Source organism: Streptomyces krungchingensis, from assembly GCF_054729265.1.
The window spans coordinates 7,123,912-7,145,041 of the sequence record NZ_JBPUKY010000001.1 but is presented as its reverse complement, the minus strand read 5'-3'; the positions used below and the strand labels follow the sequence as shown (position 1 = coordinate 7,145,041).

The 21,130-nt window shown below is 71.8% G+C and carries 19 protein-coding genes; 10 read left to right on the top strand and 9 right to left on the bottom strand.

Going from position 1 to position 21,130, the window contains the following annotated elements; translation table 11 throughout:
- Positions 1-67: 67 nt before the first annotated feature.
- The 4 genes from ACSYGO_RS31445 to ACSYGO_RS31430 form a co-directional block, all read right to left on the bottom strand.
- Positions 68-1,768 (bottom strand): acyl-CoA mutase large subunit family protein, encoded by a 1,701-nt coding sequence (locus ACSYGO_RS31445; protein WP_432189584.1) that lies wholly within the window; start codon positions 1,766-1,768, stop codon positions 68-70.
- A 73-nt stretch (positions 1,769-1,841) separates the two neighbouring features.
- Positions 1,842-2,180 (bottom strand): DUF3817 domain-containing protein, encoded by a 339-nt coding sequence (locus tag ACSYGO_RS31440; protein ID WP_435228431.1) that lies wholly within the window; start codon positions 2,178-2,180, stop codon positions 1,842-1,844.
- Between the two features lie 177 nt (positions 2,181-2,357).
- Positions 2,358-2,867, bottom strand: coding sequence for a MarR family winged helix-turn-helix transcriptional regulator (locus tag ACSYGO_RS31435; protein ID WP_028804266.1), 510 nt, complete (start codon positions 2,865-2,867; stop codon positions 2,358-2,360).
- A 10-nt stretch (positions 2,868-2,877) separates the two neighbouring features.
- Positions 2,878-4,401, bottom strand: coding sequence for an MFS transporter (locus ACSYGO_RS31430; RefSeq protein ID WP_460388486.1), 1,524 nt, complete (start codon positions 4,399-4,401; stop codon positions 2,878-2,880).
- A gap of 83 nt (positions 4,402-4,484) precedes the next feature.
- Here ACSYGO_RS31430 and ACSYGO_RS31425 point away from each other — a divergent pair, with 83 nt between their 5' ends.
- Entirely contained in the window at positions 4,485-5,468 is a 984-nt protein-coding gene (locus ACSYGO_RS31425) for an ArsR/SmtB family transcription factor (protein WP_432176149.1), read from the top strand.
- Positions 5,469-5,603: 135 nt separating this feature from the next.
- On the opposite strand, the gene ACSYGO_RS31420 is transcribed toward ACSYGO_RS31425, so the two are convergent.
- Together ACSYGO_RS31420 and ACSYGO_RS31415 are read right to left on the bottom strand one after the other, a co-directional pair.
- Positions 5,604-5,897 (bottom strand): MTH1187 family thiamine-binding protein, encoded by a 294-nt coding sequence (locus ACSYGO_RS31420; RefSeq protein ID WP_426682122.1) that lies wholly within the window; start codon positions 5,895-5,897, stop codon positions 5,604-5,606.
- Positions 5,894-6,238 carry a DUF3817 domain-containing protein gene (locus tag ACSYGO_RS31415; protein WP_095936710.1) on the bottom strand — a complete coding sequence of 115 codons (345 nt, stop codon included), beginning with the start codon at positions 6,236-6,238 and terminating at the stop codon, positions 5,894-5,896. The genes ACSYGO_RS31420 and ACSYGO_RS31415 overlap by 4 nt, the downstream gene beginning before the upstream one ends.
- Positions 6,239-6,461: 223 nt before the next feature.
- Between ACSYGO_RS31415 and ACSYGO_RS31410 the strand changes: the two genes are divergently transcribed.
- The 4 genes from ACSYGO_RS31410 (at position 6,462) to ACSYGO_RS31395 (ending at position 9,112) form a co-directional block, all read left to right on the top strand.
- Positions 6,462-7,094, top strand: coding sequence for an AIM24 family protein (locus tag ACSYGO_RS31410; protein WP_426682157.1), 633 nt, complete (start codon positions 6,462-6,464; stop codon positions 7,092-7,094).
- A 1-nt stretch (position 7,095) separates the two neighbouring features.
- A complete protein-coding gene (locus ACSYGO_RS31405) occupies positions 7,096-7,746 on the top strand; it encodes an AIM24 family protein (RefSeq protein WP_426682120.1) in 651 nt (216 codons plus the stop codon).
- Positions 7,743-8,543: an AIM24 family protein gene (locus ACSYGO_RS31400; protein ID WP_345650115.1), complete on the top strand. Its 801-nt coding sequence runs from the start codon at positions 7,743-7,745 to the stop codon at positions 8,541-8,543. Before ACSYGO_RS31405 ends, ACSYGO_RS31400 begins: the two co-directional genes overlap by 4 nt.
- A gap of 92 nt (positions 8,544-8,635) precedes the next feature.
- Positions 8,636-9,112 (top strand): MarR family winged helix-turn-helix transcriptional regulator, encoded by a 477-nt coding sequence (locus tag ACSYGO_RS31395; protein WP_028804259.1) that lies wholly within the window; start codon positions 8,636-8,638, stop codon positions 9,110-9,112.
- Between the two features lie 46 nt (positions 9,113-9,158).
- Here the strand turns inward: ACSYGO_RS31395 and ACSYGO_RS31390 are convergent, their stop codons facing one another.
- The 3 genes from ACSYGO_RS31390 to ACSYGO_RS31380 form a co-directional block, all read right to left on the bottom strand.
- Positions 9,159-10,532: an MFS transporter gene (locus tag ACSYGO_RS31390; RefSeq protein WP_460388483.1), complete on the bottom strand. Its 1,374-nt coding sequence runs from the start codon at positions 10,530-10,532 to the stop codon at positions 9,159-9,161.
- 654 nt (positions 10,533-11,186) lie between these two features.
- Positions 11,187-12,143: a methylmalonyl Co-A mutase-associated GTPase MeaB gene (meaB, locus tag ACSYGO_RS31385; RefSeq protein ID WP_095936707.1), complete on the bottom strand. Its 957-nt coding sequence runs from the start codon at positions 12,141-12,143 to the stop codon at positions 11,187-11,189.
- A gap of 40 nt (positions 12,144-12,183) precedes the next feature.
- Positions 12,184-13,386 (bottom strand): acetyl-CoA C-acetyltransferase, encoded by a 1,203-nt coding sequence (locus ACSYGO_RS31380; RefSeq protein ID WP_426682118.1) that lies wholly within the window; start codon positions 13,384-13,386, stop codon positions 12,184-12,186.
- A 146-nt stretch (positions 13,387-13,532) separates the two neighbouring features.
- Here ACSYGO_RS31380 and mce point away from each other — a divergent pair, with 146 nt between their 5' ends.
- The 5 genes from mce (at position 13,533) to ACSYGO_RS31355 (ending at position 21,040) form a co-directional block, all read left to right on the top strand.
- Positions 13,533-13,973 (top strand): methylmalonyl-CoA epimerase, encoded by a 441-nt coding sequence (gene mce, locus ACSYGO_RS31375; protein ID WP_095936705.1) that lies wholly within the window; start codon positions 13,533-13,535, stop codon positions 13,971-13,973.
- Between the two features lie 243 nt (positions 13,974-14,216).
- Positions 14,217-18,065, top strand: a complete 3,849-nt coding sequence (gene scy / locus ACSYGO_RS31370; RefSeq protein ID WP_426682117.1) for a polarized growth protein Scy — start codon at positions 14,217-14,219, stop codon at positions 18,063-18,065.
- Between the two features lie 182 nt (positions 18,066-18,247).
- Positions 18,248-19,183 (top strand): coiled-coil domain-containing protein, encoded by a 936-nt coding sequence (locus tag ACSYGO_RS31365; RefSeq protein ID WP_028804254.1) that lies wholly within the window; start codon positions 18,248-18,250, stop codon positions 19,181-19,183.
- A 115-nt stretch (positions 19,184-19,298) separates the two neighbouring features.
- The gene (locus ACSYGO_RS31360) at positions 19,299-20,267 is read left to right on the top strand and encodes an ABC transporter ATP-binding protein (RefSeq protein ID WP_426682116.1); all 969 of its coding nucleotides are present in this window, start codon (positions 19,299-19,301) and stop codon (positions 20,265-20,267) included.
- Positions 20,268-20,269: 2 nt separating this feature from the next.
- Complete coding sequence (locus tag ACSYGO_RS31355) at positions 20,270-21,040, top strand: ABC transporter permease (RefSeq protein ID WP_426682115.1); 771 nt, start codon at positions 20,270-20,272, stop codon at positions 21,038-21,040.
- The last annotated feature ends 90 nt before the right edge of the window (positions 21,041-21,130 follow it).

Sequence of the window (21,130 nt, the reverse complement as noted above, 5' to 3'; positions counted from 1 at the left end):
CGTGCGACCGGCCCCCGGCCACCCCGGGGAAGGGAACCCCCGGCCGGGCCGGGGAGCGGAAAGAGGGTCAGAAGCCCGCCGGCTCCGTGTAGATGCCCCACTCGTCCCGCAGGGCGTCGCAGATCTCGCCCAGCGTGGCCTCCGCCCGGACGGCCTCCAGCATGGGGGCGATCATGTTCGACCCGTCGCGCGCGGCCACGAGCATCGCGTCCAGCGCCCCGCGCACGGCCGCCTCGTCGCGTGCGGCCTTGCGCCCGCCGAGCACACGCACCTGCTCCCGCTCCACCTCGTGGCTGACCCGGAGGATCTCCAGGTCGCCGGTGACGGAGCCGTGGTGGACGTTGACGCCGACGACGCGCTTGTCGCCCTTCTCCAGGGCCCGCTGGTACTGGAAGGCGGACTCGGCGATCTCGCCGGTGAACCAGCCGTCCTCGATGCCCCGCAGGATTCCGGAGGTGATCGGCCCGATCGGGTGCTGCCCGTCGGGGTGCGCCCGCAGGCCCCGCTCCTTGATCTGCTCGAAGATCTTCTCGGCGTCGGCCTCGATCCGGTCGGTGAGCTGCTCGATGTACCAGGAACCGCCCAGCGGGTCGGCCACGTTGGCGACGCCGGTCTCCTCCATCAGCACCTGCTGCGTGCGCAGGGCGATCTCGGCGGCCTGCTCGGACGGCAGGGCGAGGGTCTCGTCGAGGGCGTTGGTGTGCAGCGAGTTGGTCCCGCCGAGCACCGCCGCGAGCGCCTCCACGGCCGTACGCACCACGTTGTTGTACGGCTGCTGGGCGGTCAGCGAGACTCCGGCCGTCTGCGTGTGGAAACGCAGCCACTGCGCCTTCTCCGACTTCGCGCCGTACACGTCGCGCATCCAGCGGGCCCAGATCCGCCGGGCCGCACGGAACTTGGCGATCTCCTCGAAGAAGTCGACGTGCGCGTCGAAGAAGAAGCTGAGGCCCGGGGCGAAGACGTCCACGTCGAGACCGCGGGACAGGCCCAGCTCGACGTACCCGAAGCCGTCGGCCAGCGTGTAGGCCAGCTCCTGCGCGGCCGTGGCCCCCGCCTCCCGGATGTGGTACCCGGAGACGGAGAGGGGCTTGTACGCGGGGATCGAGGAGGCGCAGTGCTCCATGAGGTCCCCGATGAGGCGCAGATGCGGCTCGGGCTGGAAGAGCCACTCCTTCTGCGCGATGTACTCCTTGAAGATGTCGGTCTGCAGGGTGCCGTTCAGGACGGCCGGGTCGATGCCCTGCCGCTCGGCGGCGACCAGGTACATGCAGAAGACCGGGACGGCCGGTCCGCTGATGGTCATCGACGTCGTGACGTCGCCCAGCGGGATGTCCTTGAACAGGACCTCCATGTCGGCGGCCGAGTCGATCGCGACACCGCAGTGCCCGACCTCGCCGAGCGAGCGCGCGTCGTCGGAGTCGCGGCCCATGAGCGTGGGCATGTCGAAGGCCACGGACAGGCCTCCGCCGCCGTTGGCCAGGATCATCTTGTAGCGCTCGTTGGTCTGCTCGGCGTTGCCGAACCCGGCGAACTGCCGGATGGTCCACGTACGCCCTCGGTAGCCGGTCGGATAGAGACCGCGGGTGAAGGGATACTCACCGGGCCATCCGATCCGCTCGAAGCCCTCATATGTGTCCCCGGGCCGGGGACCGTACACCGGCTCCACGGGGTCGCCGGAGAGCGTGGTGAAGTCGGCCTCGCGCTTGCGCGAGGCGTCGTAGCGGGCCTGCCAGCGGCGGCGGCCTTCCTCGATGGCGTCAGCGTCCATGCTTCGAATTTACTAGGACGTCCTAGTAAATGTCGATGGGGAACCGCCGTACGGTGTCGTACGGCGGTGTGAACTATGCCTCGGCGACCGCGGGAGCGTCGTCCGCGACCCGCGGCTCCAGCTCGCGCGAGATCCTGCGCTCCACGAAGAAGGCGGCCGTGGGGATCGTCCCCGCCAGCAGCACCCACAGCTGCTTGCCGACCGGCCACTTCGCCTTGGAGCCGAGATCGAAGGCGAAGACCAGGTAGACGACGTAGAGCCAGCCGTGGGCGATACCGACGACGCGCGTGAAGTCCGCGGCACCGTCCATGTCGAGCACGTACTTGGCGATCACACCGAGGGTCAGCAGGACCAGCAGCACACCGGTGACGTAGGCCATCACGCGGTACCTGGTCAGCACGCTCTTCTTCATGGGGACGAGCGTAACCACCCCATTTGCGCGATCTTCGCGCACCCCCGCCCCCGTCCACCGGACGTGTGCTCCGCCACACGCCCGCGGCGCCGTGCGAGCCGGGGCGGGCCCGGCGCCCCCGGTGCCGTACGCATCGGCGGTCCTGCTCGTCCGCGGTGCCGTGCGCCCCGCGCGGTCCTACTCGTCCGCGAAGTCGTGCGCCGCGACCCGCAGCGGCCGCAGCATCGCGAAGATCTCCGCGCACTCCTCCGCGTCGTACACGCCGAGGCCGAAGTCCATCGCCATCAGATCACGGGTGGCCGCGTCGCAGACCTCACGGCCCTTCGCGGTGATGGAGGCGAGCGTGCCACGCCCGTCGTTGGGGTTGGGCCGCTTGTCGACGAGCCCGGACCGCACCAGCCGGTCCACGGTGTTCGTGACGGACGTCGGGTGCACCATCAGCCGCTCGCCGATCTTGGACATCGGCAGCTCGCCCGCCTTGGAGAAGGTGAGCAGCACCAGCGCCTCGTACCGCGCGAACGTCAGCTCGTACGGCTTGACGACGGCGTCCACCTCGGCGAGCAGGATCTGGTGCGCGCGCATGATCGACGTGATCGCGGCCATGGACGGAACCGATCCCCAGCGCTGCTTCCAGTGTTCGTCGGCGCGGGCGATCGGATCGAAGGCAAGACTGAGGGGCTTCGGCACGCCAAAGACCTTACCGGCCGGTCACATCGTGGTCAGCCCCGTCTCGCCTTTCGGTCGCCGGCCCCGGCCCTACGGGGATTCCGCCCTCTCCGGCCAGGGCCGCCGCCCCCTCGTCCGTGCTCCGCGCGACCTCCCGTTCCGCGCTTCGCAGCCGCGCCGATTCCGCCCGTCGCGCCTCCACCGCCAGCAGGACGCAGCAGACGGTGCCCAGCACACCCGCGCCCGCGACCGCCGCCCGCACCCCCGCGAACTCCGCGGCCACCCCCGCCAGCGCCATCCCGAGCCCCTGGACGGTCATCAGCCCCGCCGTGTTCAGGGTCATGGCCCGCCCCCGCAGCCCCTCCGGAACGGCCCGCACGAACCACTGGTCGAGGCCGAGCGTGTACGCCGACCCGGCACCCGCGAGCAGCAGCAGGACCAGCGACCAGCCGAGTCCGGGCCGCAGGGCGTAGCCCACGTAGGGAAGCAGGGTGACGCAGACCAGCGGGAGGGCGAGCCGGGTGCGGGTGGCCGGCCGCAGCCTCGCCCCGGCGTACAGCTCCCCCGCGATCGTGCCGACCGGCAGCGCGCACATCAGCAGGCCCAGCCCGGCCGGACCGGCGCCCAGCCCGTCGGCGTACGGAGCGGCCAGCGCCTCCGGCGCCACGGCGAACATCGGCGGCACCCAGAACAGCAGGAGCAGCGCGCGCACCCGCCGGTCGGCGAGCACGAGCCGGGTGCCGCGCAGCGAGTCCCGCACCAGGGCCCCCGACTGCCGGGCCCGCGCCGGGCGCCGCCGCGTGCCGAGACGCAGCAGCGCGGCGGACGCCAGGAACGTGCACACGGTGACGACGAGGGCGTGCCGCGGCGTGACGACGGTCAGCAGCAGGCCGCCGGCCGCGAAACCGGCGAGCAGCGCGCTCTGCGAGACGATCCGCAGCAGGGAACGGCCGAGTACGAACAGGTCCCCGTCGCCGAGCACGTCGGCGAGGGTCGCCGTCCGTGTCCCCTGGAAGACCGGCGAGACCACGGCGAGCGCGCACCGCATCGCGAGCAGTACGGCCGTGGGCGCGCCCGGCGTCACCATCACGGCCACGCACCCCGCGCACAGCAGGTCGCACACCACCAGCACCCGCCGGGCCGGGAATCGGTCGGCCACGCCCGCGAGGAGGGTCCCGCCGACGAGGTACGGCAGGAAGCCGAGCGCGAAGGTGAGGGAGCTCAGCAGCGGGGAGCCCGTCAGGTCGTAGACCAGGACCGACAGGGCGATCTCGCTGACCACGAGCCCGAGCAGCGACAGGGCGTGCGCGGCGAAGACGGCCCTGAACTCCCGTACCGCGAAGACACGGCCGTAGCCCGTGACGCCGGAGTCGGCGTCCCCGGCGGACGGCACCGGGGGGCCCGCCGGTCCTGTCGGCCCCGTTCCCCCGGCGTCCTGCGCTTCCGTGCCCTGCGCTTCCGTGCCCTGCGCTTCCGTGCCCTGCGCTTCCGTGCCCTGCGCTTCCGTGCCCTGCGTTTCCGTGCCCTGTACTTCCGTGCCCTGTACTTCCCGCATGGGCAGCAGCGTGCCCGTACGCCGGCGGGACCCGTAGAGTTTCGGCGTCAGCCGAATCTTCGAAATCGCGCGCGGGAGGCGCCGTGCCGTCCCTGCTGCACTTCGGGGAGGACGACCTCCTCAACTGCCGCTTCGCGGTGTCCCCGCTGTGGGAGACCGTGGAGGCGGTGCGGACCCTGAACCGTCCCGCGCGCCACGGCTACCACGCGCACTGGCTGCGCCGGATCCGTGCCGCGGCGGCGGGGCTCGACCTCGCTCCCCTGTGGATGCTGATGCCGCACCGCGGCTACACCCCCGACTGGCTCGGGCGGCCGCCGATCGGCCCGGCCGCCGGCTTCGAGGAGGAGATCGCCGCGGTCCGCGCGGCCGACCCCACGGCGGCCCGCGAGGAGACCGCGCGGTCGCTCGCGGACACCCCCGGCGCCCTCACGTCCGCCCGCGGACGGGCCCTGCTGGAGGACCCCGTCCGCATGGTCGGGGAACTGGCCGACCTGGTGGAGGAGGCCTGGCACACCCTGCTCGAACCGGACTGGCCGCGGCTGCGGGCCCTGCTGGAGGCGGACGTCTCGTTCCACTCACGGCGGCTCGCGGAGGTCGGGCTCGGCGGGCTGCTGCCGGAGATCGACCCGCGGTTCGGCTGGCGCGCCCGGACGCTGGCCGTCGAGTGGAAGGGGCTCCACGAGCGGAACCTCGCGGGACAGGGGCTCGTCCTGATGCCCAGCGTCTTCATCTGGCCCGACGTGGTCAGCTCCTACGACCCGCCCTGGCAGCCCACGCTCGTCTATCCGGCGCGGGGCATCGGCGGTCTGTGGGCCGAACCGTCGGACCGGGCACCCGACCCGCTCGTCCGGCTGCTCGGGCGGGGGCGGGCCGCCGTCCTCACCGCGCTGGCCGAGCCCGCCACCACGACGACCCTGGCGCGGCGTCTCGGGCTCGCGCCGTCCTCCGTGTCGGCCCACCTCGCGACGCTCCGCGACGCGGGCCTGCTCACCTCCCGCCGCTACGGCCACCAGGTCCTCTACGAGCACACACCCCTGGGCCTGGCGCTGGCGTCCGGAGCGGGATGACCGCAGGGGCTGCGCGCCCACGGCGCCGGCCGGGGCGCGCCGGCCTGCGCGGGCCACGAGACACGAAGAAACCCCGGCCCGGGGGCCGGGGTTCGACAAGAGACCCGGTACGGAAGCGTCCAGGGGGCGCGGGGCCTACTCGGACAGGTGCCGCTCGACCGTCTCCACCTTGGAGGTCAGACCGTCCGTGACACCGGGGCGGATGTCCGCCTTGAGGACGACCGAGACCCGTGGCGCGCGTTCCTCGACCACGGCGACGGCGCGCTTGACGACGTCCATCACCTCGTCCCACTCGCCCTCGATGGAGGTGAACATCGCGTCGGTGCGGTTCGGCAGACCCGACTCGCGGACGACCCGGACGGCGTCGGCGACGTACTCCCCCACGTCATCGCCGACGCCCAGCGGCGTCACGGAGAAGGCGACGATCATGCGTTCACGATCCCTTCCTTGCGGGCGCGGGACGCGATCACGGCGTCCTCGGCCTCGCGCTTGAGCTTGCGCTCGGCGAAGAAGCCGCCGGTCGGCAGGACGGAGAGGACGAAGTAGAGGATGCCGGTCCCGGCGCTCCACTTGGCGCGGTTCCAGGCGTCCGCCCAGAAGATCACGTACAGGATGAACAGGACACCGTGGAGGGCGCCCATGACGGGCACCGCGTTGAAGTCCGTGGTCCGCTTGAGCACCGAGCAGACGAGCAGCAGCAGGAAGGAGACGGCCTCGGGGGCCGAGACCAGGCGGAGGCGGCGGAGGGCGGAGGCGGTCTTTATGTCCACGGTTCACCTTCGGTGAGAGATTCGCTGTCGACTTGATCGTCGCGTGGTGGTCGTACGGGCGGCGCCGGGGCTCGCTTTGTGAACGCAAGCACAAGCGTCGGTCCATTGTGGCACCCGGACTCCGGCCGCCCCGGCAGGGGGGTGTCGGGGTGTCCTCGGGGTCGGGATCCTCCCCGGGGACCTGTCGGCCGCCCCACCCTGCGGCTACCTTCACACCGTGGCGATGTTCCGACTTCAAGGCAGCAAGGTGCTGGCGGTCGACATGACCGGGGACGCCGTGAAGGCGAAGAACGGCTCGATGGTCGCGTACGACGGCCAGATGGCGTTCAAGAAGCTGAGCGGGGGTGGTGAGGGGGTACGGGGGATGGTGACCCGGCGCCTCACCGGTGAGCAGATGACGGTGATGGAGGTGAAGGGGCACGGGACCTGCTGGTTCGCGGACCGGGCCTCCGAGATCAACCTCGTGAATCTCCAGGGGGACAAGCTGTACGTGGAGTCGAGCAATCTGCTCGCGACCGACGCGGGGCTGCGCACCGGCACGACCTTCACCGGGCTGCGCGGCGCCTCGCAGGGCAACGGGCTGTTCACGACCACGGTCGAGGGGCACGGGCAGGCGGCGATCACGTCGGACGGCCCGGCGGTGGTGCTGCGGGTGAGCTCCCAGTACCCGCTGACGGTCGACCCGGGCGCGTACATCGCGCACCAGGGCAATGTGCGGCAGTCGTTCCAGTCCGGCGTGACGTTCCGCACACTGCTCGGCGAGGGCGGCGGCGAGGCGTTCCAGATCCGCTTCGAGGGCGACGGTCTGGTCTATGTGCAGCCCAGTGAGCGCAACACGATCGCGGGGGACGTGTGACATGCCGTTCCGTGAGGTGAACTCGAAGATGGTCGAGGCCACGGTGCTGCCGGGCCGGCGGCTGTTCAGTCAGCGCGGCGCGATGCTCGCCTACCGGGGCGAGGTCTCCTTCACCCCCAACATCCAGGGCGGTCAGGGCGGTGTGATGTCGATGATCGGCCGCCGCCTGGCGAACGAGGCGACGCCGCTGATGACCGTGGAGGGCTCGGGCACCGTGCTCTTCGGGCACGGTGGCCACCACGTCCAGGTCATCGAGCTCACCGGAGACACCCTGTACGTGGAGGCGGACCGGCTGCTCGCCTTCGACGGCACGCTCCAGCAGGGGACGATGTTCCTCGGCTCGCAGGGCGGCGTCATGGGCATGGTGCGCGGCCAGGTCACCGGCCAGGGCCTGTTCACGACGACGCTCAAGGGGCACGGCGCGGTCGCCGTCATGGCGCACGGCGGCGTCTTCGAGGTGCCGATCACCCCGCAGCGCCCGGTGCACGTGGACCCGCAGGCGTACGTGGCCCACCACGGGGACGTGCGCAACAAGCTGTCGACGGCGCTGGGCTGGCGCGACATGGTCGGACGCGGCTCGGGCGAGGCCTTCCAGCTGGAGCTGAGCGGCAACGGCGCGGTGTACGTCCAGGCCTCGGAGGAGAAGCTGTGAGCGCGTACGGGACCCCGGGCGGCCCGGTCATCCACGACCCGATGACCCTGCCGGTCGACGACAACGTGAACAACTACACCTTCTGCGTGGAGCTCAAGGGGAGCCAGTGGTTCCTGCAGAAGGGGAAGATGATCGCCTACTACGGCTCGATGGAGTTCAACGGCGTCGGGCACGGCCGGCTGGACCGTCTGGTGCGAACGTCATTCCATTCGCCTCTGCACGCGAGCGACTGGGTCGTGGCGGAGGGCTCGGGCAAGATGCTCCTCGCCGACCGGGCCTTCGACGTGAATTCGTACGACCTCGACGAGGGCAACCTGACCATTCGCTCGGGCAACCTGCTCGCTTTTCAGCCAAGTCTTGCCCTCAAGCAGTCGATCGTGCCGGGCTTTCTGACCCTGATCGGAACCGGAAAGTTCGTGGCCGCATCCAACGGTCCGGTGGTGTTCATGGAACCCCCGATCAGGGTGGACCCGCAGGCCCTGGTCGGCTGGGCCGACTGCCCGTCCCCCTGCCACCACTACGACCACGGGTACATGACAGGTGTAATGGGCGGTCTACGTGCGATGACGGGCCTCGGCGGGGCCTCCGGAGAGGAGCACCAGTTCGAGTTCGTCGGGGCCGGCACGGTACTGCTCCAGTCCACCGAAACCCTCATGGCCGAGCAGGCCACGGGGGTGGTTCCGCAGCAGGCCGGAGTACCGGGCGCGGGCGGGGTACCGGGTCAGCACGGGGCGCAAGCCGGCGCACCGCGTCTTCCCGGACAGCTGGGGGACCTCCAGCGTCGCTTCGGGCTGTGAGCGGTAGTCTGCGGAGTGTGACATCGAACGCGTGCGCACCGTCACACCACCCTCACTAGTTCGCCTTTCAACTTTTTAGGTAGACTTCATTCATGGAGACCGAGACGGCCACGCGCTGGCTGACCGATGCGGAGCAGTGCGCCTGGCGCACCCACCTGGAGGTCAACAGGCTGTTGACGTACCAGCTCGAGAGGGACCTCCAGCCGTTCGGGCTGACGATGAACGACTACGAGATCCTGGTGAACCTCTCCGAGTCGGAGGGCGTACGGATGCGGATGAGCGACCTCGCGTCCGCCACCCTCCAGTCCAAGAGCCGGCTCTCGCACCAGATCACCCGTATGGAGAACGCGGACCTGGTGCGCCGCGAGAACTGCGAGTCCGACCGCCGGGGACTGTATGCCGTCCTGACCCCGCACGGCATGGAGACGATGAAGAAGGTCGCGCCCCATCATGTGGCGTCCGTGCGCAAGCACTTCATCGACCTGCTGTCCCCCGAGGCGCTGGAAGACCTCCACAAGTCGCTGCGGCCGATCGCCGAGCATCTGCGCGGACAGCGCGGAAAGCCCTGACGGAGCGGGCGGGCGGCGGGAACACCGTCCCGCCGCCCGCCGCTTCTCATCGGGACGAGGACCCCGCCGAACCACCGTTCACGGAAGACGGCGCCGGCCCCTCCGCGGCCGACGGCGCCCCGGACGGCACGGCGGGCCGAGAGCGCCGGCTCCGGCCCGGCTCCGCAGCCCTCTCCTCCTCACCCTCCGGGCCCACGAGGGGCGCCGCCCTCTCCGCCGAGGCCCGGCCGCCCCAGCCGGAGACCAGTGCGGCGATCAGCGCCACGGCCCCCGAGACCGCGAAGCACACACTCAGCGGCAGCCGCCCGACCAGCAGACCGATCGCCGCCGTGCCTCCCGAACTGCCCGCGTTCACGGCCGTGTTGACCCAGGCGCCCGCCTGCGTCCGGGAACCCTCCGGAGCCGTCTCGTCCGCCAGCAGATACGCCGTGGTGAGCGCCGGAGCCACGAAGAAGCCCGCGCAGGCCACCGCGGCCGTCAGCGTGCCGAGGCCGGGGGCGAGTCCGGCGGCGGCCAGGGCCAGGCCCAGTCCGACGGCCAGCAGCGGCAGCCGGACGCGGGCGCTGGTCCGCCAGTCGACGGCGCCGTTCAGCAGGCCGCCGACCGCGCTGCCGGCCGACAGCGCCGCGAGCACCCAGGCGACCACGTCGTCGCCGTGGTGCCGTTCCTCGGCGAAGGCCAGGACCAGCAGGTCGACCGCGCCCAGCGACAGCCCGACCCCGGCAGCGACGGCGACGGGCCGCACCAGCGCCCGCGCGGCGCTCGGCCGGACGGCGCCGCGCCCCGGCTTGCGCCCACCGGACGGCCGTACGTCGCGGACGGCCGGAGACGCGACGAACGCGAGCGTCCCGGCGCCCACCAACAGCCCGCTGAGCGCGACGCCTGCCGCCGGGGGCGCGATCTGCACCAGCGCGCCGACCAGCAGCGGGCCGGAGACGAACAGCACCTCCTCGGCGACACCGTCCAGGCTGTAGGCGCGCTGCAACAGCAGCCGGTCGCCGACGAGTTCACCCCACACCGCGCGCATCGTGGGGCCGAGCGGAGGTGTGCAGGACCCCGCCGCGACCGCGACGGCACCGAGCACCACCGGGGGCGCACCGGGCCGCCAGCTCGCCGCCGCGAGCGTGCCGAGAAGCGCGGCGTAGAGCAGGGCCATGGGGAGCAGCGCGGCGCGCGGACCGTGCCGGTCGACCAGGGCCGCGCGCGCCGGGGACAGGAAGACGCTGGTGGCGCCGAACAGCGCCATCACCGTGCCGGCGACGGTGTACGACCCGGTGGCCCGGGTCACGGCCAGCATCACGGAGAGGGAGACGATCCCGTACGACAGGCGGCCCAGCAGGGCGGCGCCGAAGGTGCGGCGGGCGTACGGGATGCGCAGCACGGCGGCGTACGAGGGCCGCCCGGTGGAAGGCGTGGACATGCTCACGATTCCTCTGTCGAGGCGAAAAGGGGACACCGAGGGACCGCGACGGCGCAGCCTGCGTGCTGCCGACCGATCGCGGGCCTGGGCGGGCCCTACGCACAGAGGAGGAACATGCGCCCTAACTTAACAGCGGACACGACGAGTTGACCACCGGTCCCCCCGCCCCTCGATCACCGGACGAGCTGCCCACAGCCCGTCCGGCACCCCCTGAGAACCGGGGACACGCTTCAGCCCGTCCGGCGCCCCCTGAGAACTGGGGGCGCGCGTCAGCCCGTCCGGCGCCCCTTGAGAACCGGGGGCGCGCTTCAGCCCGTCCGGCGCTTGAGGACGAGGCCGTCCAGGCCGATACATTCCAGCCCGTCCGGCGCCCCTTGAGAACCGGGGACGCGCGTCAGCCCGTCCGGCGCTTGAGGACGAGGCCGTCCAGGCCGATCCGGGGGTCCGGGGGCGGAGCCCCCGGGAACAAGGGACGGGCAGGGGCGGAGGGGGCGAAACACGTCGGCCCCGGGCACCGCTGGGCAGCGGTCTCCGGGGCCGGGCAAGAGCAGAGCAGGAGGGGTCAGCCCTCCCACGCAGGAGGGGCACCCCGCGGGCGGCCCTCCCACGCAGGAGAGGGCCACCCCGCCGGCGGCCCTTCCGCACAGGAAGACGTCAGCCCTCGGTGAGCCCCTCCACCAACGTGTCCGCGGCCCGGTACGGGTCGAGCTCCCCCGCCACGATCCGCTCCGCGAGCGCCCCGAGCCGCCGATCCCCGTGCAGGTCACCGATCCGCTGCCGCAACGCGGTGACGGCGATCGTCTCGACCTCCTGCGCGGCCCGCGCCCGGCGCCGCTCGCCGAGCACCCCGTGCTCCTCCATCCAGGCCCGGTGCTTCTCCAGCGCCTCGACGACCTCGTCGATCCCCTCGCCCCGGGCGGCGACCGTCTTCACGATCGGGGGACGCCAGTCCCCGGGCGCCCGCGACTCCCCGAGCCCCAGCATGTGATTGAGCTCGCGGGCGGTGGCGTCGGCGCCGTCCCGGTCGGCCTTGTTGACGACGTAGACGTCGCCGATCTCCAGGATTCCGGCCTTCGCGGCCTGGATGCCGTCACCCATCCCGGGCGCCAGCAGGACCACCGAGGTGTCCGCCTGGGAGGCGATCTCGACCTCGGACTGCCCGACTCCGACGGTCTCGACGAGGATCACGTCGCAACCCGCCGCGTCCAGCACCCGGATCGCCTGGGGGGCCGCCCAGGCGAGTCCGCCGAGGTGGCCGCGGGTCGCCATCGAGCGGATGTACACACCGGGGTCCGAGGCGTGCTCGGACATGCGTACGCGGTCGCCGAGCAGCGCTCCGCCGCTGAACGGGGAGGACGGGTCGACGGCCAGCACTCCGACCCGCCTGCCCTGCTTCCGGTAGGCCGTGACCAGCGCCGACGTGGACGTCGACTTGCCGACGCCCGGCGAGCCGGTCAGCCCGACCACGTAGGCGTTGCCGGTGAGCGGCGCGAGCGCCGCCATGACCTCGCGGAGCTGCGGTGCCGCCCCCTCCACCAGGGAGATCAGCCGGGCCACGGCTCGCGGCCGGCCTTCCCTGGCCTGGGCCACCAGCGAGGAGACGTCCTGCATCACAGCTCCGTTCACGAGGGTTCTACGAGGAAAACGCGTGTCAGGCCTTGGGTACCCGCACGATGAGCGCGTCACCCTGACCGCCGCCGCCGCACAGCGCGGCCGCGCCGACACCGCCACCGCGCCGCTTCAGCTCCAGCGCGAGGTGCAGCACGAGTCGCGCGCCGGACATCCCGATCGGGTGACCGAGGGCGATGGCACCGCCGTTGACGTTCACCTTTTCCGTGGACACGCCGAGGTCCTTCATTGACTGGACGGCGACCGCGGCGAAGGCCTCGTTGATCTCGATGAGGTCGAGGTCCTCGACCTCCAGGCCCTCCTTCTTCAGCGCGTGCAGGATGGCGTTGGAGGGCTGCGACTGGAGAGAGTTGTCCGGGCCGGCCACGTTGCCGTGGGCACCGATCTCCGCGATCCACTCCAGGCCCAGCTCCTGCGCCTTGGCCTTGCTCATCACGACCACGGCGGCGGCGCCGTCGGAGATCTGCGACGAGGTGCCCGCGGTGATCGTGCCGTCGCGGGTGAACGCGGGACGCAGCTTGCCGAGCGACTCGGCGGTGGTCTCGCCGCGGATGCCCTCGTCCTTGCTGAAGACGACGGGCTCGCCCTTGCGCTGCGGGATCTCGACCGGCGTGATCTCCGCCTCGAAGATGCCGTTCTTCTGGGCGGCGGCGGCGCGCTGGTGCGAAAGAGCCGCGATCTCGTCCTGCTCCGGACGGGCGATGCCGAGGCGTCCGTTGTGCTTCTCGGTGGACTCGCCCATGGCGATGCCCTCGAAGGCGTCGGTGAGTCCGTCGTGCGCCATGGCGTCGAGCATCGCGATCGCCCCGTACTTGAAGCCCTCACGGGACTTCGGCAGCAGGTGGGGCGCGTTCGTCATCGACTCCTGGCCGCCCGCGACCACCACGTCGAACTCACCCGCGCGGATCAGCTGGTCGGCCAGCGCGATGGCGTCGAGGCCGGACAGACACACCTTGTTGATGGTGAGCGCCGGGACGCCCATCGGGATGCCGGCCTTGACGGCGGCCTGGCGGGCCGGGATCTGGCCTGCCCCGGCCTGGAGCACCTGGCCCATGATCACGTACTGCACCTGGTCGCCACCGATCCCCGCACGGTCGAGGGCGGCCTTGATCGCGAAGCCTCCGAGCTCGGCTCCGGAGAAGGATTTCAGGGAGCCCAGCAACCGTCCCATCGGGGTGCGGGCACCCGCGACGATCACGGAAGTCGTGCTGTTCGTTCCAGACATGAGGTGCGATCCCCTTCCAGCTTGCACAGCTGAGGAGTGAACGAGGGTTTACTCGAATGTACTGAGCGGTAAGCCACGCGTCATCCGGCCCGCGGTGTGATCGCGCGCACGTTGCGTAACCACTCGCGGAGCGCTGCACTGACTCCATGCTGACGCGAATCGACCACATTGGGATCGCCTGTTTCGACCTCGACAAGACTGTCGAGTTCTACCGGGCCACGTACGGCTTCGAAGTCTTCCACTCCGAGGTCAACGAGGAGCAGGGCGTGCGCGAGGCCATGCTCAAGATCAACGAGACGTCCGACGGCGGCGCCTCCTACCTCCAGCTGCTCGAACCCACCCGCGAGGACTCCGCCGTCGGGAAGTGGCTGGCCAAGAACGGCGAGGGTGTGCACCACATCGCCTTCGGCACGGCGGACGTGGACGGCGACGCCGCCGACATCCGCGGAAAGGGCGTACGGGTGCTCTACGACGAGCCTCGGATCGGGTCCATGGGGTCCCGGATCACCTTCCTGCACCCGAAGGATTGCCACGGTGTCCTGACAGAACTGGTCACTTCGGCGGCTGTTGAGTCACCTGAGCACTGACCTCCGTATATCTGGGCCGGTAGGGTTGGGGGCGGCCGTCGCCTCAGTGCGGTGACGGCCGAGGTCCTGCCGTATTCCAGCGAGCAGGACCGAGGGCCGGGGTCCAGGTTTCGGGGGTCGAGCGTCGGGGCAGCAGCCCGTGCTCCGCCGTTGATCTGACACCATTCCCCGGGGGCCCCGTTCGGCGGATGGACGGAGCTCGTTCGGAAAGACTTGCGACCAGGGGACGGATGGGACCGCGCAGTGCGGGGCTACGAACGCCAGGAGCGAGAGCCGGCGGCTGACGTCGACCACCTCTCTCGGTTCGAGGCCGAGATGGAGCGGCTGAAGACCGAGCGGGAGAAGGCGGTCCAGCACGCCGAGGACCTCGGCTATCAGGTCGAGGTGCTGCGTGCCAAGCTGCACGAGGCGCGGCGCAGTCTGGCGACCCGTCCTGCCTACGACGGCGCCGACATCGGCTATCAGGCCGAGCAGCTGCTCCGTAATGCGCAGATCCAGGCCGACCAGCTGCGCTCGGACGCCGAGCGCGAACTCAGCCAGGCGCGCGCGCAGACCCAGCGCATCCTTCAGGAGCACGCCGAGCAGGCCGCCCGGCTCCAGGCCGAGCTGCACCAGGAGGCGGTCAACCGTCGCCAGCAGCTCGACCAGGAGCTGTCCGAGCGCCGTCAGACCGTCGAGTCGCACGTCAACGAGAACGTGGCGTGGGCGGAGCAGCTGCGGGCCCGCAGCGAGTCACAGGCCCGCCGTCTCCTCGACGAGTCGCGCGCCGAGGCGGAGCAGGCGCTGGCCACCGCCCGCGCCGAGGCCGAGCGGATCGCCGGCGAGGCCCGCCAGCGGCTCACCAACGACGCCGAGTCGGCCCGCTCGGAGGCCGAGGCGCTGCTGCGCCGGGCCCGCACCGACGCCGAGCGGCTGCTGAACGCCGCGTCCACGCAGGCCCAGGAGGCCACCGACCACGCCGAGCAGCTGCGCAGCTCCACGGCGACCGAGTCGGACACCGCCCGCCGCCAGGCCTCGGAGCTGAGCCGGGCCGCCGAGCAGCGCATGACGGAGGCCGAGACGGCGCTGCGCGAGGCGCGCACGGAGGCGGACAAGGTCGTCGCCGAGGCGAAGGAGGCCGCCACCAAGGCCCTGGCGAGCGCCGAGTCGACGAACGAGCAGCGCACGCGGACCGCGAAGGAGCAGGTCGCCCGCCTGGTCAGCGAGGCCACCAAGGAGGCCGAGAACACCAAGTCCGAGGCCGAGCAGCTCGTCGCCGACGCCCGTACCGAGGCCGAGGGCATCATCGCGACGGCCAGCGAGAAGGCCCGCAGCCTCACCGCGGAGGAGACCGCTTCCCAGCTCTCCAAGGCGGCCCGCACCGCCGAGGACGTGCTGAACAAGGCGTCCGAGGACGCCAAGAAGACGACGAAGGCCGCGGCCGACGAGGCCGAGCGGATCCGTTCCGAGGCGGAGGCCGAGGCCGACCGGCTGCGCGGCCAGGCGCACGACATCGCCGAGGAGCTCAAGGGCGCCGCCAAGGACGACACCAAGGAGTACCGCGCCAAGACCGTCGAGCTGCAGGAGGAGGCGCGCCGGCTGCGTGGCGAGGCCGAGCAGCTGCGTGCCGACGCGGTCGCCGAGGGTGAGCGCATCCGTGCGGAGGCGCGGCGCGAGGCCGTCCAGCAGATCGAGGAGGCGGCCAGGACCGCCGAGGAGCTGCTCGCCAAGGCGAAGGCGGACGCGGACGAGCTGCGGGCGAAGGCCACGGCGGACAGCGAGAAGGTCCGCACCGAAGCCATCGAGCGCGCCACCACGCTGCGCCGGCAGGCCGAGGAGACGCTGGAGCGCACCCGGGCGGAGGCCGAGCGGCACCGCGCGGAGGTCGTCGAGCAGTCCGAGACGATCAAGGCGGAGGCCGAGCGGGCCGCCGAGGGGCTGCGCGAGGAGACCGAGCGGGCCATAGCGGCACGCCAGGCCGAGGCCGCCGAGGGGCTGACCCGGCAGCACACGGAGGCCGAGGAGCGCCTCGCCAACGCCGAGCAGGCGCTGACGGACGCGCGTGCGGAGGCCGAGCGGATCCGGCGCGAGGCAGCCGAGGAGGCGGACCGGCTGCGGTCGGAGGCCGCCGAGCGGATCCGTACGCTCCAGGCGCAGGCCGAGACCGAGGCCGACCGGCTGCGCACCGAAGCGGCGGCGGACGCGTCCGCCTCCCGGGCCGAGGGCGAGGCCATCGCCGTACGACTGCGGTCGGACGCCGTCACGGAGGCCGAGCGGCTGAAGTCGGAGGCGCAGGACACCGCGGACCGCGTGCGGGCCGAGGCGCAGGCCGCGGCCGAGCGGCTGGCGACCGAGGGCGCCGAGACCCTGGCCGCCGCGCAGGAGGAGGCCGCCCGGCGGCGCCGCGAGGCGGAGGAACTCCTCGGCTCCGCGCGCCAGGAGGCCGACCAGGAGCGCGAGCGGGCCCGCGAGCAGAGCGAGGAGCTCCTCGCGTCCGCCCGCAACCGTGTCGAGGAGGCCCAGGCCGAGGCGGTTCGCCTGGTCGAGGAGGCCGACCGGCGCGCCACCGAGATGGTGTCGAACGCGGAGCAGACCGCCCAGCAGGTGCGCGACGCCGTGTCCGGGCTGCACGAGCAGGCCCAGGAGGAGATCACCGGGCTGCGGTCGGCGGCCGAGCACGCGGCGGACCGTACGCGCAGCGAGGCGCAGGAGGAGGCGGACCGGGTCCGCGCCGACGCCTACGCGGAGCGCGAGCGGGCCTCCGAGGACGCGGCGCGTCTGCGCCGTGAGGCGGCCGAGGAGACGGAGGCCGCCAAGTCGCTCGCCGAGCGCACGATGTCCGAGGCGGTCGCCGAGTCGGAGCGGCTGCGTTCGGACGCCGCCGAGCACGCCCAGCGCGTACGCACCGAGGCGTCGGACACCATCGCGGGCGCCGACCAGGACGCCTCGCGCACCCGTGCCGACGCCCGTGAGGACGCGAACCGGATCCGTTCGGACGCGGCCACGCAGGCCGACACCCTGATCACCGAGGCGGCCTCGGAGGCCGAGCGGCTCGCGACCGAGACCGCCGCCGAGGCCGAGCGGGTCCGCGCCGAGTCCGTGGCGAAGGCCGAGAAGCTCATCGCGGACGCGACGGGCGACGCGGAGCGGCTGCGCGCCGAGGCCGCCGAGACGGTCGGGTCCGCGCAGCAGCACGCCGAGCGGACCCGGGCCGAGGCGGAGCGCGTCAAGACGCAGGCCGAGGAGGAGGCCGAGCGGCTCACCTCGTCGGCGCGCGAGGAGGCCGAGCGGACGCTGGACGAGGCGCGCCAGGACGCCAACAAGCGGCGCTCGGAGGCCGCCGAGCAGGTCGACACGCTCATCTCGGAGACGGCGTCCGAGGCGGACAAGCTGCTCGCCGAGGCGCAGCAGAGCGCGCAGAAGACCACGGCGGACGCCGAGTCGCAGGCCGACACGATGGTCGGCGTCGCGCGGGGCGAGGCCGAGCGCCTGGTCTCCGAGGCGACCGTCGAGGGCAACACCATGGTGGAGCGGGCCCGCACGGACGCGGACGAGCTCTTGGTGGGCGCGCGCCGGGACGCGACGGCGATCCGGGAGCGCGCGGAGGAGCTGCGCGACCGGATCACCTCGGAGATCGAGGACCTGCACGAGCGGGCGCGACGCGAGTCGGCCGAGGCGATGAAGACGGCCGGCGAGCGCTGCGACACGCTGGTGAAGGCCGCCGAGGACCAGCTCGCCGAGGCCGAGGCGAAGGCGAAGGACCTGGTCTCGGAGGCCAATTCCGAGGCGAGCAAGGTGCGCATCGCCGCCGTGAAGAAGGCGGAGGGTCTCCTCAAGGAGGCCGAGCAGAAGAAGAACTCGGTCGTCGCCGAGGCGGAGAAGATCAGGTCCGAGGCCATCCAGGAGGCCAAGGCGGCCGTCGAGGAGGGCAAGCGCGACCTGGAGGTCCTGGTGCGGCGCCGCGAGGACATCAACGCCGAGATCTCCCGCGTCCAGGACGTCCTGGAGGCGCTGGAGTCCTTCGAGGCGCCGTCCGGCGGCAAGGACAGCGGGGTCAAGGCGGGGGCCGCCGCCGGCGCAACCCGTTCGAGTGGCAAGACGTCAGAGGGCTAGCCAGAAGCACCGATTCCGTGCTTTGCCGTGACCTTTCGCACAGGCTCTGGCAAGCCCTCCGACAGCTAGCCACCCAAAAGGAGTGTCATTCTCCAGATCAAACACGTATCCGCTCGATGACACACCGCTTTGGCCCCTAGGATTCCCCTATCACCTCACCGGTCTCATTCGACAGGAACCCCATGAGCGACACTTCCCCCTACGGCTTCGAGCTTGTGCGGCGTGGGTACGACCGCGCGCAGGTGGACGAACGCATCTCGAAGCTTGTCTCCGACCGTGACAGCGCTCTGGCCCGCATCACTGCTCTGGAAAAGCGCATCGAGGAGCTCCACCTCGAAACGCAGAACGCCCAGGCCCAGGTCACCGACGCAGAGCCGTCGTACGCGGGTCTCGGCGCGCGGGTCGAGAAGATCCTCCGCCTCGCCGAGGAGGAGGCGAAGGACCTGCGCGAGGAGGCTCGTCGCGCTTCCGAGCAGCACCGCGAGCTCGCCGAGTCGGCGGCCCAGCAGGTGCGCAACGACGCAGAATCGTTCGCCGCGGACCGCAAGGCCAAGGCGGAGGACGAGGGCGTCCGGATCGTCGAGAAGGCCAAGAGCGACGCCTCCCAGCTGCGCTCCGACGCGCAGAAGGACGCGCAGTCCAAGCGCGAGGAGGCGGACGCCCTCTTCGAGGAGACCCGCGCCAAGGCCGCGCAGGCCGCCGCGGACTTCGAGACGAACCTCGCCAAGCGCCGCGAGCAGTCGGAGCGGGACCTGGCCTCGCGTCAGGCCAAGGCCGAGAAGCGTCTCGCGGAGATCGAGCACCGCGCCGAGCAGCTCCGCCTGGAGGCCGAGAAGCTGCGCACGGACGCCGAGCGCCGCGCCCGCCAGACGGTGGAGACGGCCCAGCGCCAGGCCGAGGACATCGTGGCCGACGCGAACGCGAAGGCCGACCGGATCCGTTCGGAATCCGAGCGCGAGCTCGCGGCCCTCACCAACCGCCGCGACTCGATCAACGCCCAGCTCACCAACGTCCGCGAGATGCTCGCGACGCTCACGGGCGCCGCGGTGGCCGCTGCCGGCACGCCGGCCGAGGACGAGCCGATCTCCCGTGGTGTTCCGGCCCAGCAGTCCCGCTAGTCGCAGGACCGGCTGACGACGCCGCAGGCCCGCACCCTCTCCTCGGGGGTGCGGGCCTTCGTCGTGCCGGAATGCTCAAGTGGCAGGCCCCTGCACCCCGTCTTAGCGTGGCCGCATGATCGAACTCGTGGGGCTGACCAAGCGGTACGGCGAGAAGGTGGCGGTCAACAACCTCACCTTCACCGTCAGACCGGGCATCGTGACGGGCTTCCTCGGCCCGAACGGCGCCGGCAAGTCCACCACGATGCGGATGGTGCTCGGGCTCGACCACCCCACCACGGGCGACGTACGGATCGACGGCCTCCACTACGACCATCTCAAGGACCCGCTCACGTACATCGGCGCGCTGCTGGACGCGAAGGCCATGCACGGCGGGCGCAGCGCCTTCAACCACCTGTTGTGTCTGGCCCAGAGCAACGGCATCCCGAGGGCGCGGGTGCACGAGGTCCTCGACACGGTGGGGCTCACCGCGGTGGCGAGGAAGAAGGCGAAGGGCTTCTCGCTCGGCATGGGCCAGCGGCTCGGCATCGCGGGCGCGCTGCTCGGCGACCCGCGGATCCTGATGTTCGACGAACCGGTCAACGGCCTCGACCCCGAGGGCATCCACTGGATCCGCAACCTCATGAAGTCCCTAGCCGCCCAGGGGCGTACGGTCTTCGTCTCCTCGCACCTGATGAGCGAGATGGCGCTGACCGCCGACCACCTGGTCGTCATCGGCCAGGGCCGGCTGCTCGCCGACACGTCCATGGCGGACTTCATCCAGCAGAACTCGCGGTCCTACGTGCGGATCCGCTCCCCGCAGCGCGAACGGCTGCTCGACGTGCTGCACGGCGCGGGCATCACCGTCGTCGAGTCGGGCAGCGGCACGCTGGAAGTGGACGGCGGCAAGCCGGAGCACATCGGTGAGCTGGCCGCCCAGCACCAGATCGTGCTGCACGAGCTCAGTCCGCAGCAGGCCTCCCTGGAGGAGGCCTTCATGCGGCTGACCGCGGAGTCGGTGGAGTACCACGCGCACGCGGACACCCCGCACGCACCGCCGGAACCCCGCCGGGAGTGGGGCAGCGACTGGAAGAGGGGGGCCTGACCATGGCCGCGTCCCAGGTCCTGCGGTCCGAGTGGACCAAGATCCGGTCGGTCTCGTCGACGGTGTGGACCCTGAGCCTCGCCGCGGTCGTCACGATCGCCCTGGGCATCCTGATCTCGCTGCTGTCGAAGAACGAGTTCGACCGGATGAGCGTGAAGGACCGGCTGTCCTTCGACCCCACGTTCATCAGCTTCGCCGGCATGAGCCTCGGGCAGCTCGCGATGATCGTGTTCGGGGTGCTGGTGGTGAGCAACGAGTACAGCACCGGCATGATCCGCACGTCGCTCGCCGCGGTCCCGCAGCGCGGCATGTTCCTGTCCGGCAAGATCACGGTCGCCGCGGTGCTCGCCCTCCTGGTCGGCCTCGTCACCAGCTTCGTCGCCTTCTTCCTCGGTCAGGCGGCGCTCGGCCCGCACCGGGCGTCGATCGGCGATCCCGGTGTCCTGCGCGCGGTGATCGGCGGCGGGCTGTACATGACGCTGATCGCCGTGTTCTCGATGGGCGTCGCGACGATGCTGCGCAGTCCGATGCTCTCGCTGGGCATCCTGATGCCGTTCTTCTTCCTGATCTCCAACATCCTGGGCGCGGTCTCCGCGACCAAGAAGGTGGGCCGCTACCTGCCCGACCAGGCCGGCAGCAAGATCATGCAGGTGGTGACGCCACTCGGCGACGACACCCCGTACGGGCCCTGGGGCGGCTTCGGGATCATGGTGCTGTGGGTGATCGCGGCGCTGCTCGGGGGGTACGCCCTGCTGAAGAAGCGGGACGCCTAGGGCCCACCCGGCGGTGGGCGCACCGCCTCACGGCCGTACGGGTCCTCACCGTCCGGGCGGGGCTCGGCCCCTCTCGGTTCTTCAGGGTCC